This window comes from Bacteroides bouchesdurhonensis, from assembly GCF_900155865.1.
Classification (GTDB): Bacteria; Bacteroidota; Bacteroidia; order Bacteroidales; family Bacteroidaceae; genus Bacteroides; species Bacteroides bouchesdurhonensis.
This window is the reverse complement of the sequence record NZ_LT707006.1, coordinates 394286-409954: the sequence shown is the minus strand read 5'-3', so window position 1 is coordinate 409954 and position 15669 is coordinate 394286. Positions and strand designations below refer to the sequence as shown.

General features: G+C 40.8%; 12 protein-coding genes and 1 pseudogene. 12 read left to right on the top strand and 1 reads right to left on the bottom strand.

The annotated features are described in order from the left end of the window. Positions 1-20 precede the first annotated feature (20 nt). The 3 genes from CZ225_RS01565 to CZ225_RS01555 all read left to right on the top strand — a co-directional run bounded on the left by CZ225_RS01565 (position 21) and on the right by CZ225_RS01555 (position 2498). Positions 21-938 (top strand): YitT family protein, encoded by a 918-nt coding sequence (locus CZ225_RS01565; RefSeq protein ID WP_077152754.1) that lies wholly within the window; start codon positions 21-23, stop codon positions 936-938. Positions 939-980: 42 nt separating this feature from the next. Then, positions 981-1562 carry a non-canonical purine NTP diphosphatase gene (locus CZ225_RS01560; protein ID WP_077152753.1) on the top strand — a complete coding sequence of 194 codons (582 nt, stop codon included), beginning with the start codon at positions 981-983 and terminating at the stop codon, positions 1560-1562. A gap of 84 nt (positions 1563-1646) precedes the next feature. After that, positions 1647-2498 carry an OmpA family protein gene (locus tag CZ225_RS01555; protein WP_077152752.1) on the top strand — a complete coding sequence of 284 codons (852 nt, stop codon included), beginning with the start codon at positions 1647-1649 and terminating at the stop codon, positions 2496-2498. Between the two features lie 107 nt (positions 2499-2605). Here the strand turns inward: CZ225_RS01555 and CZ225_RS01550 are convergent, their stop codons facing one another. After that, complete coding sequence (locus CZ225_RS01550) at positions 2606-3319, bottom strand: LexA family transcriptional regulator (protein WP_077152751.1); 714 nt, start codon at positions 3317-3319, stop codon at positions 2606-2608. Positions 3320-3741: 422 nt separating this feature from the next. On the opposite strand from CZ225_RS01550, the gene CZ225_RS01545 reads away from it, so the two are divergent. The 9 genes and pseudogenes from CZ225_RS01545 to CZ225_RS24100 all read left to right on the top strand — a co-directional run. Continuing rightward, positions 3742-4065 carry a hypothetical protein gene (locus CZ225_RS01545; protein WP_077155639.1) on the top strand — a complete coding sequence of 108 codons (324 nt, stop codon included), beginning with the start codon at positions 3742-3744 and terminating at the stop codon, positions 4063-4065. A gap of 457 nt (positions 4066-4522) precedes the next feature. Further along, complete coding sequence (locus CZ225_RS23580; RefSeq protein ID WP_159441798.1) at positions 4523-4618, top strand: smalltalk protein; 96 nt, start codon at positions 4523-4525, stop codon at positions 4616-4618. 115 nt (positions 4619-4733) lie between these two features. Next, the gene (locus CZ225_RS01540; protein ID WP_077152750.1) at positions 4734-8408 is read left to right on the top strand and encodes a hypothetical protein; all 3675 of its coding nucleotides are present in this window, start codon (positions 4734-4736) and stop codon (positions 8406-8408) included. 13 nt (positions 8409-8421) lie between these two features. Next, positions 8422-11610, top strand: a complete 3189-nt coding sequence (locus CZ225_RS01535; RefSeq protein ID WP_077152749.1) for an RHS repeat domain-containing protein — start codon at positions 8422-8424, stop codon at positions 11608-11610. Positions 11611-11870: 260 nt separating this feature from the next. Continuing rightward, the gene (locus CZ225_RS01530; protein WP_129585723.1) at positions 11871-12242 is read left to right on the top strand and encodes a hypothetical protein; all 372 of its coding nucleotides are present in this window, start codon (positions 11871-11873) and stop codon (positions 12240-12242) included. Continuing rightward, on the top strand, positions 12239-13321 hold the full coding sequence (locus tag CZ225_RS01525; RefSeq protein WP_077152747.1) for a hypothetical protein: 1083 nt from the start codon (positions 12239-12241) through the stop codon (positions 13319-13321). Before CZ225_RS01530 ends, CZ225_RS01525 begins: the two co-directional genes overlap by 4 nt. Before the next feature lie 80 nt (positions 13322-13401). After that, positions 13402-13530, top strand: coding sequence for an AAA-like domain-containing protein (locus tag CZ225_RS24105; RefSeq protein WP_234982975.1), 129 nt, complete (start codon positions 13402-13404; stop codon positions 13528-13530). A 52-nt stretch (positions 13531-13582) separates the two neighbouring features. Further along, positions 13583-14059, top strand: a complete 477-nt coding sequence (locus CZ225_RS01520; protein ID WP_077152744.1) for a hypothetical protein — start codon at positions 13583-13585, stop codon at positions 14057-14059. Positions 14060-14304: 245 nt separating this feature from the next. Continuing rightward, positions 14305-15336 (top strand): annotated as a pseudogene (locus CZ225_RS24100) (RHS repeat domain-containing protein); the annotation flags it as partial. Between the last annotated feature and the right edge of the window lie 333 nt (positions 15337-15669).

The window sequence follows — 15669 nt, the reverse complement described above, 5'->3', positions numbered from 1 at the left end:
AAAAAACAAAATATAACTCTATGCGAAGACCAGCAAAAGCGGAAATAATGAGAGAAGTAAAAGACTATTTTTACATCACTCTCGGACTGATAAGTTATTCATTCGGTTGGGCAGCTTTCCTTCTCCCTTACCAAATAACCACCGGAGGAACTACCGGTATCGGAGCTATCATCTATTATGCCACCGGATTTCCTATCCAATGGTCTTATTTCATCATCAATGCCATCCTAATGACATTTGCCATCCGGATATTAGGTCCGCGATTCAGCATAAAAACAACTTATGCTATTTTCATGCTGACTTTTTTACTTTGGATTTTCCAAATAGTAGTCAATGACTACGTACAAGTACCCGATGTATCGACAGACGGCAAACCTCTTTTACTGGGAGCCGGACAGGACTTTATGGCCTGTATCATCGGTGCTGCCTTATGTGGCATAGGTCTTGGCATTGTATTCAACTATAACGGAAGTACCGGAGGAACAGATATCATCGCTGCCATCGTCAATAAATACAAAGACGTGACACTTGGAAGAATGATCATGATTTGCGATGTATTCATCATTAGTTCCTGTTACTTCGTTTTTCATGACTGGCGCCGTGTCATCTTCGGTTTCGTAACCCTGTTCATTATCGGTGTCGTACTTGACTGGATCATCAATAGTGCCCGCCAATCGGTTCAGTTCCTTATCTTCTCTAAACAATATGAGAAAATAGCCGACTGCATCACGAAAGAAACAGACAGAGGGGTGACTGTCCTCAACGGTACAGGATGGTATAGCAAACACGATGTGAAAGTATTGGTCGTACTAGCCAAGAAACGTCAATCACTGGATATTTTCCGTCTGGTAAAACGCATCGACCCAAATGCTTTTATCTCACAAAGCTCTGTTATCGGCGTATATGGTGAAGGATTTGACCAACTGAAAGTAAAATAAACCATTCCACAAGTACCAACTCACATATAAAACCATAAACCTATGAAACGCAAACTCGTATTTGTTACCAACAACGCTCATAAACTGGAAGAAGTAGCCGCCATCTTAGGTGATAAGATCGAACTACTTAGCCTGAACGATATTGACTGCCATACAGATATTCCCGAAACAGCCGACACGCTGGAAGGAAATGCCCTGCTAAAATCTTCTTTTGTCTATAAGAACTTTGGTCTGGAATGTTTTGCCGACGACACCGGACTGGAAGTGGAAGCACTGAACGGAGCTCCCGGAGTATATTCTGCCCGCTATGCAAGCGGAGAAGGACACGATGCACAAGCTAATATGCTCAAACTGCTTCACGAGATGGAAGGAAAAGAAAATCGCAAAGCCCAGTTCCGTACCGCTATCTCGCTGATTTTAGATGGAAAGGAATATCTCTTTGAAGGAGTGATAAAAGGCGAAATAATCAAAGAGAAACGTGGTGATTCCGGTTTCGGTTATGATCCTATTTTCCTACCCGAAGGATATGACCGTACTTTTGCTGAACTGGGAAATGATATAAAAAATAAAATCAGCCACCGGGCATTAGCTTTGCAGAAACTCTGCAAGTTTTTGCAAAGCTAAACAATATGATACAGAGTTTTTTATAAGATATTTGTAATCTTCCCAAGAAAATTATTACTTTGCAAAAAATAAAAATAAAGTGCGATGAAGAAAATTACATTATTTACTTTTATTACATTGCTTGTGTGTACTTCATGTGTAACTAAAAAGAAATACATGATTGCTGAGACCGGACGTATAGCAGCTATCGCAAGTGGAGACAGTCTGTACGGACTATTATCCGACTGCCGAAATAAGGGAGCACAAATGTCGGCGCAAATTAAAAATCTTATGCAGGATACCACTCGAATGGGAAATAGTATTCGTGAATTTCAGAATATGCTGAGCAGCAACATGACCCAGCAAGAAAAACTAAATGCACTATTAAACCAGAAAAAAAATGAACTCAACGAGAGAGAACGTACTATCAATGAGTTACAAGCTATGATTAAATCACAAAATGATAAAGTGCAACAACTGTTGAATAGTGTAAAAGACGCATTATTAGGCTTTAGCAGCGAAGAACTCACCATCCGAGAAAAAGATGGAAAAGTATATGTGGCTATGTCCGATAAGCTTTTGTTCCAGTCAGGAAGTGCCACTCTTGATAAACGTGGTGAGGAAGCACTTGGCAAACTGGCTCAAGTATTGAATAAACAGACGGATATCGATGTCTTTATCGAAGGACATACGGATAACAAACCTATCAATACAGCAATATTCAAGGACAACTGGGATTTAAGTGTGCTTCGTGCTACATCCGTGGTACGCATTCTGACTAAGAAATATGATGTTAATCCGTTGCAGATTCAACCTAGCGGAAGAGGTGAATTTATGCCAGTTGATGACAATGAAACAGCCGAAGGAAGAAGTAAAAACCGCCGCACAGAAATCATTATGGCTCCTAAGTTGGATAAGTTATTCCAGATGTTACAGGATTCTGAAGAAACTAAATAAACATTCTTTTAATACAAATAACGCGGAAAACGGATTATCAAAATAAATCCATTTTCCACGTTATTTGTTTGTACACATTACGTTTTTACACCTTCATATCACCTGCTCTACATCATCATGTGTCTTCTGATGGAAAATTTCACAATCGCCATAGCATTAATAGCAGCAAACGGAATGTCCATCGGTTCATGATGCGTATTGTAACTAACCAGTTTCAGGCAATCTTTTTTATCCGACCGATTTACATACTTCACAGACAAATATTCGTCTCCATCAATATTAAATGATACCAAATACATCTCACCATAAATCAGATTACTAAAACTATTTATCTCCTTAAATCCTATAATATCCCCTGACTTGAGAATAGGATACATACTGTCCCCACTCACATAAATCGCTCCATCACACACAGGAATACTCGGAATCTGTATCTTTCCTACAGCAAACTGATTTTTGTTCGTAAACAGAGTCTTCAGGTTGGCTGCTGCAGCAATATCGTATAATACCACACTACGATCATTCATTACTTCCATTATTTTTGGATTGTGAATTATCGCCACTTCTCCCTGTGCTAACTCATCGTTACAATAGACTAGGTGATGTTTAGGATTTCCCTTTCCAATCAATAGCCAATTGTAGTCTACATCATTTCCCATCTTATCCAATAATAAAGGAAAATCAATCCGATTACGTGCACACCAGTTTGATAGTGTTGGTCGTGAAACTCCTAGAAAATCAGCGAATTCACTGTCTTTTTTAAAATTGAGAACCTGCTTGGCACGGTTCACAATTGCTGTAACATCTAAAAATGTATCCATCTGTTATTGTTTTAATATAATGTAAATAATTATAAACTTATTAACTCCTCATTAATAGTACTTTATAAAATAATTAAGAATTAAAATCTAAAACCGCTTGTTTCTTATATGAAATTCATTTTATATTTGCAGTACGGATGCTACTAATACATTTCAAATGTATAAATTAAAAATGGGAAATCCATGAAAAAACAAAAAAAAATGCGAGAATTCCGAAAACTTCTTTATTGATTTGTGAAAAGAGGACTAGCAAATGTAGACTATTAATAGTTAACATGTAAAGTATCAATAGCTTAGATGTGAATTATTATTATCTATTAATTTGAATATTAACAAATGATAATGAGGAATTAAAGCAAAATACAAGAAAATAATTATTACAACAACTAACTATTTATCAAAATAATAAAATGAATAAAAACATGGAAACTTTAAAAAAATCAACTAATCACGTCTGCGGACATTGCAAACGTACACTTCCTCTGGAAGCTTTCTATTTGAATAAGAAAACGAATCTTCCCGGAAATTATTGTAAAGAATGCCGGAAATCTGCTAGCCGGAATTACCGCAAAGTAGAAAAACAAACTCTTGTAACCAAGGGAGAAACGGCATATCCCGTCATTACCCTCATCAAAGATCCTAATGTGCGAAAAGAACTCATTCTCCATGCCCTTGAAACTGTTGCAGCCAGTATCCAACGCAAAAGACAAAAACTTCTGGCAGTGGAAGCAGAACAGGATATTTAACAAATCAAAAATAACAAGTTTAATAATAAAATACTAAAATAGAATTATTATGCGAAGAATACTGCCCAGTCATTATCTGTTGAGTATAGTAAATAAATAGACGTTTATACAATAAAACACTATATATCAACAACATAAACATATTAACGAACTTATTAACGCACACTTTTAAAATCACTTATTCATCTGAAAACATTACTTTATCTTTGTAGTGTCAATAAGCTTAAAGACAAAATCAACTAAACTAGAAAACAAAGATTTGAGAACTGAACCGGACTAGTAATCAATTGCCTACCTGTTGGATATCAATTTGATCATGACGCCTAACAACGTTATGAAAGGGGAATCGTACGCTCTTCCCGAAGGATGAAAGTATATCCATACATCAGGATGAAACTACTGTCTGAAGTAAACTAAACTATTTAAAGAACAGGAAAGGAGGTAAAAAACAATGGCAATCGGAAAAGCAACATGGGATATAATCCTAAAAGCAATTATCGCTGTGGCTTCAGCAGTGCTCGGGGCACTGGGGGCGAATGCAATGAATCTGTAGACTGTACATAAAGTCAATAAAAAATTATCTATAAGCCGGAAGTCCTTTGAACAGGAGCAGAACACAGGAAAAGGACTTCCGGCTTTCATTTAAAACTTAATTAATAAACACAATCATGAAAAGAATAACATATTTATTATTTCTCCTGCTCATCACACTAAACGGATGGGCGCAAGATTTTAAACCCGGAGAGCAAACACAAAACCTGACGGAACAGAAAAATGTAATGGTCGATTATTCAACGGGAATATTCAATTACAAAGTACCCTTATACGAATTGAAATCAGGAAATTATGAGTTGCCTATTTCGCTGGATTATATTGGAAAAGGAGTAAAGGATAGTGACTCTCCCGGATTCATCGGCTATAATTGGACGCTTAATGTGGGTGGAATCGTCACCCGTACGATGCGTGGAGGATTTCCCGATGAAGATACCTCCTTTGGTTATCTACAATCCGAAAGTAACTCCACCCCTCTACAGGATGATGCAAAGAATGTAGGGCTTCGCAAAAGAGATGGTGAAAGTGACATCTTTACAGCTGTATTCAACGGACAGAAAGTGGATTTCATCATTCGTGTTGATGAGAACAAAAAGATATATGCAGAACCGCTGGAACAAACGGATGCACGTATCAAGTGCGAAACGGAGTCCGGCAAAATCACAGGATGGACCATTACCGATAATAATGGGAACCGGTATATTTACAGGCAAATAGAGAAGAATGCGGATGTCAGCCATGTGGACGTTTCCACTTCCAATGCCATCTCGCAAACAGTATATCCTTCGGCATGGCATCTCACCCGTATCCTTCCATACAACGGGGCACCTATTGAATTCTGCTATAAAGGCGATGTGGATAACTCGGAGTACTATACGACGGGGAGAATAAACACGCAACAGATTAACGATCCGTATACAATGAAATACTTGTATGGGAAGTCGGTAAAAGAGCAGCCCTTTGACTTTGATAAATATCAGAAGGGATTCAAAAACTATATTGAAGAAGCCAGATACAATTTGAGGTTGCATTCCCAGGAAACATTACTGAAAGAGGTTGATACACAAATGACCTTGCTCATAAGACTGAAGAGCATGGCTATTCAACCCCTAGAAAACCCCATTGTAAAAACCAACAACAGGATTATGGGCATGCTGACAAATATCAAGGAGATGACTTCCGCCTCCCAAGATCTGGAAAAAGCACTGCTCTCCTTATCGAGTACCTGCGACCAATTGGCCGGCACTTCTTCCCACGTAGAAGCCTCTGCCCATATGGAAAGAGCCGGGGCTTGCCTGAGAAGTGCAGCCAACAGCGTACATGCCTGCCTGGTTGAGATCAAGAACATCACAGAAAAGGAAATAAGCGGAGGAAGCCGCTATGATATAGTATCACCGATACTAAGTATGATTATCTCCCCCGAACGTATAGTGAAGTTTGCATACAAAGAAGATGCAGTTCTATCCTTGTCTGAAATCAATTTGTACACTCCGAGTGAGACACTACTTTCTTCCGTCCGCTTTACACAATACGACAAAACGTTGAAAAAAGTTTCTTTCCTCGGTAAAGACAGCAAGGAAACAGCCAACATGAAGTTTGACTATTTCACATACGAAGACTTTCCATCACTGCCAAATGGAGTGACCGGTGACCTATGGGGGTATTGCAGCGCACGCAACGCATCGGGACAGGCTTATGAAATGCTGACTGCCTTGTATTCACTGAAAGGCATTACGCTGACCGACGGAGGGAAAATAGGCATTGAATACGAGAAGAATAAGGTCGGCACAGGCTCCAATTACGGAGGAATCCGGCTAAAATCATTGCTGTTCAATGACGGAGCAAGCAACCGGAAGGATACGATCTCGTACGGCTATCCGCAACCTGGCAAAAGTGTGTATTATTCCTATTCCAATATTGTCAGTGTTTGTTATTCGGGCTTTTGTGATAAAATCACTTATGACAGAGTACGCCCGGAAGGACATCCGGTGGTGAATATGGGTAACAACGGACTCTATTATCCGTATGTGACAGAAACAATTCATGGGAAGGGAATGAATACGTATCGGTTTCATATAGCGACTCCATCGTTGAGCGTGAATACGTCTTACCCGTTCTGGACCAACGGATTGCTATCTGAAAAAGCAGTGTATGATGCCAGTGGCAACTTGCAGCAAATGACCAAGTACAGCTACGAGACATTGTCTGCCTACAACAAACAATTGCCCCAGATGCAACCCTCGGACTATTACTTGGATGGAGCAGCCTTAGAGCCCTACTACAAATCTCAGACAACCAGCTACATCAAAGGAGACGAACTGTATCAGAACAACATAAAACCCCGTTTATCTCCTGCCGACGCACCCCAGTTTTACAATTTGGGCTATGGAGGAAAAACCGTTTTGAAGGAAGAGGTAGAATACAGGCTTGATGAGAACACACCCTATAGTTGGACAACCTACCTGTATGACAATCCCCGGACCATGTTCCCCAACCGGATCATGCGTACCGGATCGGATGGCCGAACCCTCACGAAAGTCTGCAAACGGGTAGTGGATATGGCAGACGGCGTTCAGACTACCATTGATAAGATGAAACAAAGCAATTTGTTGTCGGCCGTAGTGAAAGACCGGATGCTTTGTGAGGGACGGTTGATCAACGAGACGGTGTGGCGGCATAAAGAATCGGGAAACATTATCGTTCCGGCAGAAGCACTCCTGTACGTACCCGAGACTTCGGTTACCGATGCTGTAGTTGCACAGGAAACAGGATTGTTCACTTACGGCGAAAGCAACTATACGCCTGTTGCCTCTTACCAGTATGCCAGTAACAGAACTTCCCGCCTGCCGGTGAAGGAAAAAGGGCGGACTAAGAAAAAAAGCTATGCTTACGATGACTATGGTAAGGTATTGCTGGAATGCAATGCAGCCGTAGCCGATGCGAAAGACAGGTATGATGTAATCGAATGGAACAGTCAGCCGGATATAGATTTGTCATTAAGCAATTTCAAAGGAAGTTACCAGCAGTTTCAGTCCATGTCGAGGACGATTCCCGCAGATGTAAAAGATGACCGTTTTCTTAGTTTCTTCAGATCGCGCGAACATTCTTTTATCATTTCATTCGCAGAAGAAATGATAAAGAGCAATCCGGATATCAATGAAGCACAAACCTATTATGACATCATCTCAACCGATGGGAAGAAAATACTCAACCAGTTCAAACAGGAATATACCAGGCTTGTCCAGCTCTATCCGAAATACCAGCCACTCACCCGGTTTGTGCAGGCATTGGATAACGTTATGATGTCTTATGACGAGCAAAGGTTCTTTGAGTATTTATACTTAAAGCGATATGATACAGGAACACCCGGCAGTTCGGTATGTTCAGTCAATTTGGCCTCGCTGCCGGATATCAAGCGAATGAAACTATATGTGATGAGTGGAAACCAGACAGCTTCGGTATCCATTACCCATGCAGGCGGAGTGGCAAGTAGTACGGTAACAAGCAACAACTCGTCTTCACTGAAAGTATACGACATTGACCTGAGCACGTATACCAATGTAACGACGGTCAGCGTATCACCGCAAGGGGTGTACATGGCTTTGGTGCCCGAAGGAGCCTCTTTCAATGCAACTTCTTTCAATGCTGACGGAACAGCACATGCCCGGTTCGATCAGAACGAACGTCTGGAACTGTACACCTACGACCCGGCAGGAAGAGTCACTCAGATAAAGGACCAATACGGTAACTTGCTGAAAGAATACAAATACAACCGAATTATTAATCAATAAAAAACATATAAAGATGAAGTATACAAAAAAAATACAGTTACTTGTTGGTCTGCTGTTCTTCTTTCCATTGGCAAAAGGGCAGAATACGACAGGATATACGGGAACGCGCAATTATACCGCTGAGAAAACGTATATAGAACCCACTTCCCAAACAGGAAGCAGTAGTGCAAAGACGGTCAGTGACATCGTCTATTTCGACGGATTCGGCCTGAAATGGCAAGAGATACAGGTGGGGGCAAGCCCTTCGGGAGGAGCAGATTTGATCCTTCCACATAGCTACGGCACCCTGGGACAAGTGGAAAAGGAATACCTTCCGTATATAAAAAACGGAAACAACGGAGCTTTTGATGCGGATATGTTCTCTCCCTCCCACTGGAGCATCTACGGAACCGAGGAACAGAACTATGCTTTTACCCTGACTCAATACGAGCACAGCCCATTGGCACGGGTTGCGAAACAGACAGGACCGGGAAAAGCCTGGCATACAGCCGGGAAAAGTGTAAACTCTCTATATGGAACCAATCAGACCGGAGAAGTCAGACAATACAAAGTGACCTCCAACGGGACACTTTCGCTGGATGGAAATTACACTGCCGGAAGATTGCAGAAAACGACAGTCACCGATGAGGATGGACATCAGATAGAGAGTTATACCGACAATAACGACCTGACGGTATTGACGGTAGCGGTAGACGGAAACGAACGGCTGGAAACATACTATGTGTACGACGAGCGGAACAGGCTGCGTTACGTGTTGCCGCCCGAGGCAAGCCTGCAGAATAAAACGGCGATCAATACTTCCGCGTTGGACAAACTGGCTTATTATTACGAATACGACCGGCTGGACCGGATGATTGTGAAACGGTTGCCGGGATGCAAGCCCGTTTACATGGTGTACGACTGGCAGGATCGGTTGGTATTGGCACAGGATGGAAATCAACGTACCGAAAATGCGAAAAAGTGGAGCTACTTCGTGTACGACAGCCAAAACCGGGAAGTAGAGAACGGGGAGGTCATTACTTCGGCCGCCTCCACACACCAGCAGCTGCAACAGGCGGCATGGAAGCAGGAGAAATATCTGCCGGCAGGTACGAAAACTCCGTTGCAATACATGGTATACGACAACTATCAGGCGACGGAAACCGTAACGGCCCATCCCTTCACTGCCGTCAGCGGATACAGCGAAAGTCATCATCAGAGTGCCACAGGAATGATCACCTCTAAAAAGGCGAAGGTGCTGGGAACCGGCGATTGGGTGACCACTACCCTGTATTATGACGACCAATACCGGGTGATACAGACAATATCCGGTTATCCGCAGAAACCGCTGAGCTACGTGAATGTCACCTATGACTTTGTGGGAAACAAGATGAAACAAAGGGAGACGGCAGGAACCAACACGATGGAAACAGTGTATACCTACGACAACCGAGGAAGGATGCTGACCAAGGAATACAAATGGAACGGTGCGTCGGCAGACAAGATCAGCTATGCGTATGACGCGACGGGAAGAATGAATGCCCGTAAGTACGGGACGCGTGCCACGGAAACGCTGACGTATAACATCCGGGGATGGATGACAGGAATAGAGAGCCCGTACTTTACACAGACGTTGCATTATACCGACGGGACGGGGACTCCTCGCTACAACGGAAACATCAGTAGCATGACGTGGAAAGCAGGAGGTGAGGCAACGCTTCGTGGATATAAGTTCACGTATGACGGTCTTTCCCGGTTGAAGAACGCCGTCTATGGAGAAGGAGCGACCCTTGCATCCAACCTGAACCGCTTCAACGAGCAAGTGACCGGTTATGACAAGCAGGGAAACATCCTGGGATTGTCCAGATACGGGCAGACTTCAGCCAGCGGTTATGGGTTGATAGACAATCTTGTATTCTCCTATGACGGAAACCGACTCAAGGCGGTGAAAGACAATGCCACAAGTGGTGTATATGGCAACGGATTCGAGTTTAAGGACGGTGCCAATGCGGATACGGAGTATACGTACGATGAGAATGGCAACCTGACTAAAGATTTAAACAAGAAAATTACGGGAATTCAATTAAATTGCCTAGATTTGCCTGAGAAGGTACAGTTTGAAGGTGGAAAAAGTATTTCGTACCTGTATGCAGCAGACGGAACAAAGATACGGACTACGCGCGTCACAGGCAGCACTACCCTGACCACCGATTACTGCAACAACGCGATCTATGAGAATGGAGTACTGACCAAGGTGCTGACAGCAGACGGTTATCTGACTCCGGCGGATGCCAAACTCCACTATTTTATGCAGGATCACCAGGGAAACAACAGGGTGGTAGTGGATAAAACAGGAAAGGTGGAAGAGGTCAACCATTACTATCCATTCGGAGGAGTCTTCACCGGATCGACCAATGTTCAGCCTTATAAGTATAATGGCAAGGAACTGGACAGGACCAACGGGATGGATTGGTATGATTATGGTGCAAGGCAGTATGATGCGGCGATAGGAAGATGGCACGTGGTGGATCCGATGTGCGAGAAATACTATGATGAAAGTCTATACCTGTATTGCAAGAATAGTCCGATCAACATAATTGACCCTAACGGTAAGGATATAATTGTATTGCAAGATAGGAAAGGGGCCGGAGGATTCGGGCATAGCGCTATTTTGATCGGAAATGATAAGGAAGGATGGCGTTATTTGTCTAAGGATGGAGGAGAAAGGTTTGCTTTATCTGACAAGCCTGAGGTTGGAGACAAACCATTTACCACTATCCAACAGTTTGACAATTCAGATTATGCCGCACGCCATCATGGCTATCAAACCCGTGCCAGATTTGCAACAACGAAAGAGCAGGATGAAGCAGCGTATGCAGCTATGCGAAAAGAGGTATATTCCTGGTATGATGTCCTAAATCATGATTGTATGGATGCTGTAGCAAGTGCGTTAAGGGCTGCCGGTTTTTATGCGGAAAAGCCCTATTATTTGGACACACCGTTTAATCCGGAGGCCGACTTTATTTTAGTAGGAGATCCTCGACCAAATTCAAGATATGACCATCTTCTTAAAAAAAATGCAGCCTCTATCATTGAAGCGACAGAGAATGCAAATAGACAATATAATAAAAATAATAAAGGTGGCACTTGGGATGACTTTATGAACTTACTGGGAAAGTGGCTGATACAAAATCCTAGTATAAAGTATAAATACTTATTTTGAATTATCATAAAACATAATTTACTTGCAGAGGGGATACATACCCTCTGCATTAAATTTTAAGACATATTATTATGAAGTCTATGCTTCTTATTCTAAAAACGCAATTTATAAGTTTGCTTATTGTGTTATTACTGTTTTTATTGGGGAAATTATTCATAATACCCCCAATAAGTCTTTATTTGACGTCCGAAAGCGTTGAAGAATCAAAACGAATAAATGCTTATGTCGGAGATTGTAGGATTTTCAAAGTGGATACTCTCATGGCTGGATATGAATTTCCTATTGAAAGAATATGGGTGGAAAAATATCACAGTTTAGGCAGGAATTGTATTGGCATAGTCACTACCACCGTTACAGAGGATAGCAAACGTATTGTGATCGATATTATTCCGGATAGTCCTTTTTCCTATCATGATAGTTTCGAAAAGGAGTGGTGGGCTATTAAAGATAGCCTGACAGGTAGTGTCGGTCTTTCTAAACCAAATGTAGATCTAGATTGTCATTATCAGCAAGGCGATACAGCTATTTTTAAGATATTCAAATTGGACAAAAAAGAGTCTAATGTCTGGAGAGATGAAACAATGGATTTGATGTTTAAGATATATACAGTATGTGATTGGAAAGAGAAATGAGAAAAGTGATCAAACTTTTAATAGTATTAACTATCCCCCTGGCAGTTGCCTGTCAGGGGGTAAATAGCAACAACATTGATCCGGAACTTTTGGAACATGTTAAGTCCGTAATCGATTTCTATCCGGACTGTAGGAAAACGCTAAAAGTTCATCAATTTGATACGTGGAAAGCCCATATGTGTCTTATATGGCCTAAAAGTCTTCTTTCCGGATTCTGGTTTTATGTAGGCAGAGAAGATAAGGATGGTCTATTCATTTTACCGACAAACGCATTAAAATATAAAGATAAATACATTCTTTCCTATTCACAAGGGAAGAAAGCGATGGACGAAAAGAAAATATGTGAGATATTAGGCATTAAATCAGAACGTGATCTGCCAGAATATGAGGGGGAAGATACACGGGTATGGGCATATATGAAAGACAAGCGGTCAAACAAATCCACTTTTAAACAAATTGATAATGAGGTTAAGGACTATAAATACCCACAACTAAGATATTTTTATGGAGGAGAGCAGGACTCGGACGTAATAGATATGGTATCAGACTTTTTTTATGTCCATGGAGAAAGTGGGAAAATTGAAAAATTCTCTTCTCCGGACATGATATCAATTAGCATGTCAATATTCAACAAGTCAGACTCTGCGCTTCTGGTGGAATTAGACCTGGATTTACACGGTAGCTTTATAATGAAAAACGGAAAGCACTCCATAACTTTGCATCCAAAGAAGATACGGATAAATGACGGATTTCATGAAATCTCTTCCGGATTATATTCGATTGAGCCACATAAAGAAATGACCTTTGGATTATCTACCGCAAAAGGACCTATTATTCTAGAAAACACACCTCCGCAAAAATATGCGCACAAATTATATGACCTGTTCTATGATTCTATCCTCTACGTTCCGGTACATCCTGTTCAAATACCCGATACGGTCCGGGGAATCCTATGGAACAAGGAGTTTAAGGTTTACACGCCCACTATTCTTGAGCGATATAATTTTGAGGTAAATGACAGTATATACAACATATACTCTGACGGGGAAACAGATAAATACGGAAGAGGAAAACGGTAATATAACAGTTTATTTGAAGAATTCCTAAAATAGGTTTTCCACCACTGCCTGGAAAAGGATTTAGAGGGGGAAAAGTTAAAATGGACCATCCTAAAGGGAAAATGCCTGGTGATCATACAAGACAAAATAAACAAGTTAAAACTTTGGCTAAAAAATATGGATTAGATGATGACCAAGTTGAAATTTTGTACAGAGAAATCGGAGGTTAAGGCTATGGTTATCACGAAATAGAAGAATTAATAATTGAATTATTTAAATAGTATGGATTTTATTACAGAATTAAAAAAAAATATAGGTTGCAACATCGTATATAGCAGTTCTGGTGGAGGCAATTGTTCTATCATTCTCATGAAGTTTGACAATGGAAACAGTGTGATGACATACTGCTATTGGGAAGTTCAGAAAAATGGAAAATTAATAGCAACCGCAGAAGATGATGTTACAGCTGTTACCGGTTTAGTAGCACAAACCATTCGACTTTTTGAGAATAAAAAAGTGTCAAACATTGAAATAGATGAATTTCTTAATTTATTTATAGAAGTAGATGACGGACTAACGTTACTTGTTTTTCGCGATGAATATAAAGACCAAGAAAAAACTGGCGATTATGAAGATTGGACATATTCAATTCCAAGCAAAGATTTAGTACTTTATGTAATGGAAGATTCAACAATTAAAGCTGGGAAATATCATAGTTGGTCAGATTCGTTAGAAATTATAGAAATAAATAAAACATAAGAGATGCTTTTATGTTTTATTAAAAATTTACTATAATATTACCCTGATATAAGTTGACTAGAAAATTAATCAATCTATGTCAGGGTATTTATTTCACATATATTTGATCTGACTATAATTTTTAAATTGTATATTTCTACTTATTACCAAGTAGAAATATTTTCTAAGATGGAGATATTTATAATAAACTAAGATGGAAAACAACTAATCATCCGCAAAAACCACTGAGCTATGTCAATACCGTTTACAACTTTAAAGGAAATGTATTAAAATGTCAGGTATTTTACACAGACGTACATTATACCGATGGAACGGCAACACCCTGTTACAATGGAAATATCAGCAGTATGAAGTGGAAAGCGGGAAGTGAGACAACGCTTCGTGGATATAAGTTCACGTATGACGGTCTTTCCCGGTTGAAGAACGCCGTCTATGGAGAAGGAGCGACCCTTGCATCCAACCTGAACCGCTTCAACGAGCAAGTGACCGGTTATGACAAGCAGGGAAACATCCTGGGATTGTCCCGATACGGGCAGACTTCAGCCAGCGGTTATGGGTTGATAGACAATCTTGTATTCTCCTATGACGGAAACCGACTCAAGGCGGTGAAAGACAATGCCACAAGTGGTGTATATGGCAACGGATTCGAGTTTAAGGACGGTGTCAATGCGGATACGGAGTATACGTACGATGAGAATGGCAACCTGACTAAAGATTTAAACAAGAAAATTACGGGAATTCAATTAAATTGCCTAGATTTGCCTGAGAAGGTACAGTTTGAAGGTGGAAAAAGTATTTCGTACCTGTATGCAGCAGACGGAACAAAGATACGGACTACGCGCGTCACAGGCAGCACTACCCTGACCACCGATTACTGCAACAACGCGATCTATGAAAATGGAGTACTGACCAAGGTGCTGACAGCAGACGGTTATCTGACTCCGGCGGATGCCAAACTCCACTATTTTATGCAGGATCACCAGGGAAACAACAGGGTGGTAGTGGATAAAACAGGAAAGGTGGAAGAGGTCAACCATTACTATCCATTCGGAGGAGTCTTCACCGGATCGACCAATGTTCAGCCTTATAAGTATAATGGCAAGGAACTGGACAGGACCAATGGGCTGGATTGGTATGATCACGGAGCAAGGCAGTATGATGCGGCGATAGGGAGATGGCATGGGGTGGATCCGATGTGCGAGAAATACTATTGCCTAAGCCCATATAATTACTGTAATAATGAACCTATTGGTCGAATTGATCCGAATGGAAAAGATTATTGGAGTACAAGTGACAGAGACCAGATTTTTGCTTTTATTAATGCTGTGGCTACTGGAAGCAAACAATTTGATTTTAGTAACTGGAAACATGCTACAGATGTAGATTTCATAGACGACTTAGTTTATAATGATGAAACGAAAAAGTTCTATAGCAGTTATGGAGAAATTGTAGATGGAGAAATCAATATAATAGGAGTCAGTTTTGATGCTAATATAAAACCTGTTACATTTTCAGGTATAGGATATAAAGGAGCATTCGTTTATGAACCTTTAGATGGTTTTATATTAAAAGCAAATCATTTCTTGGAAGGAACTAAATATTTTGATGGT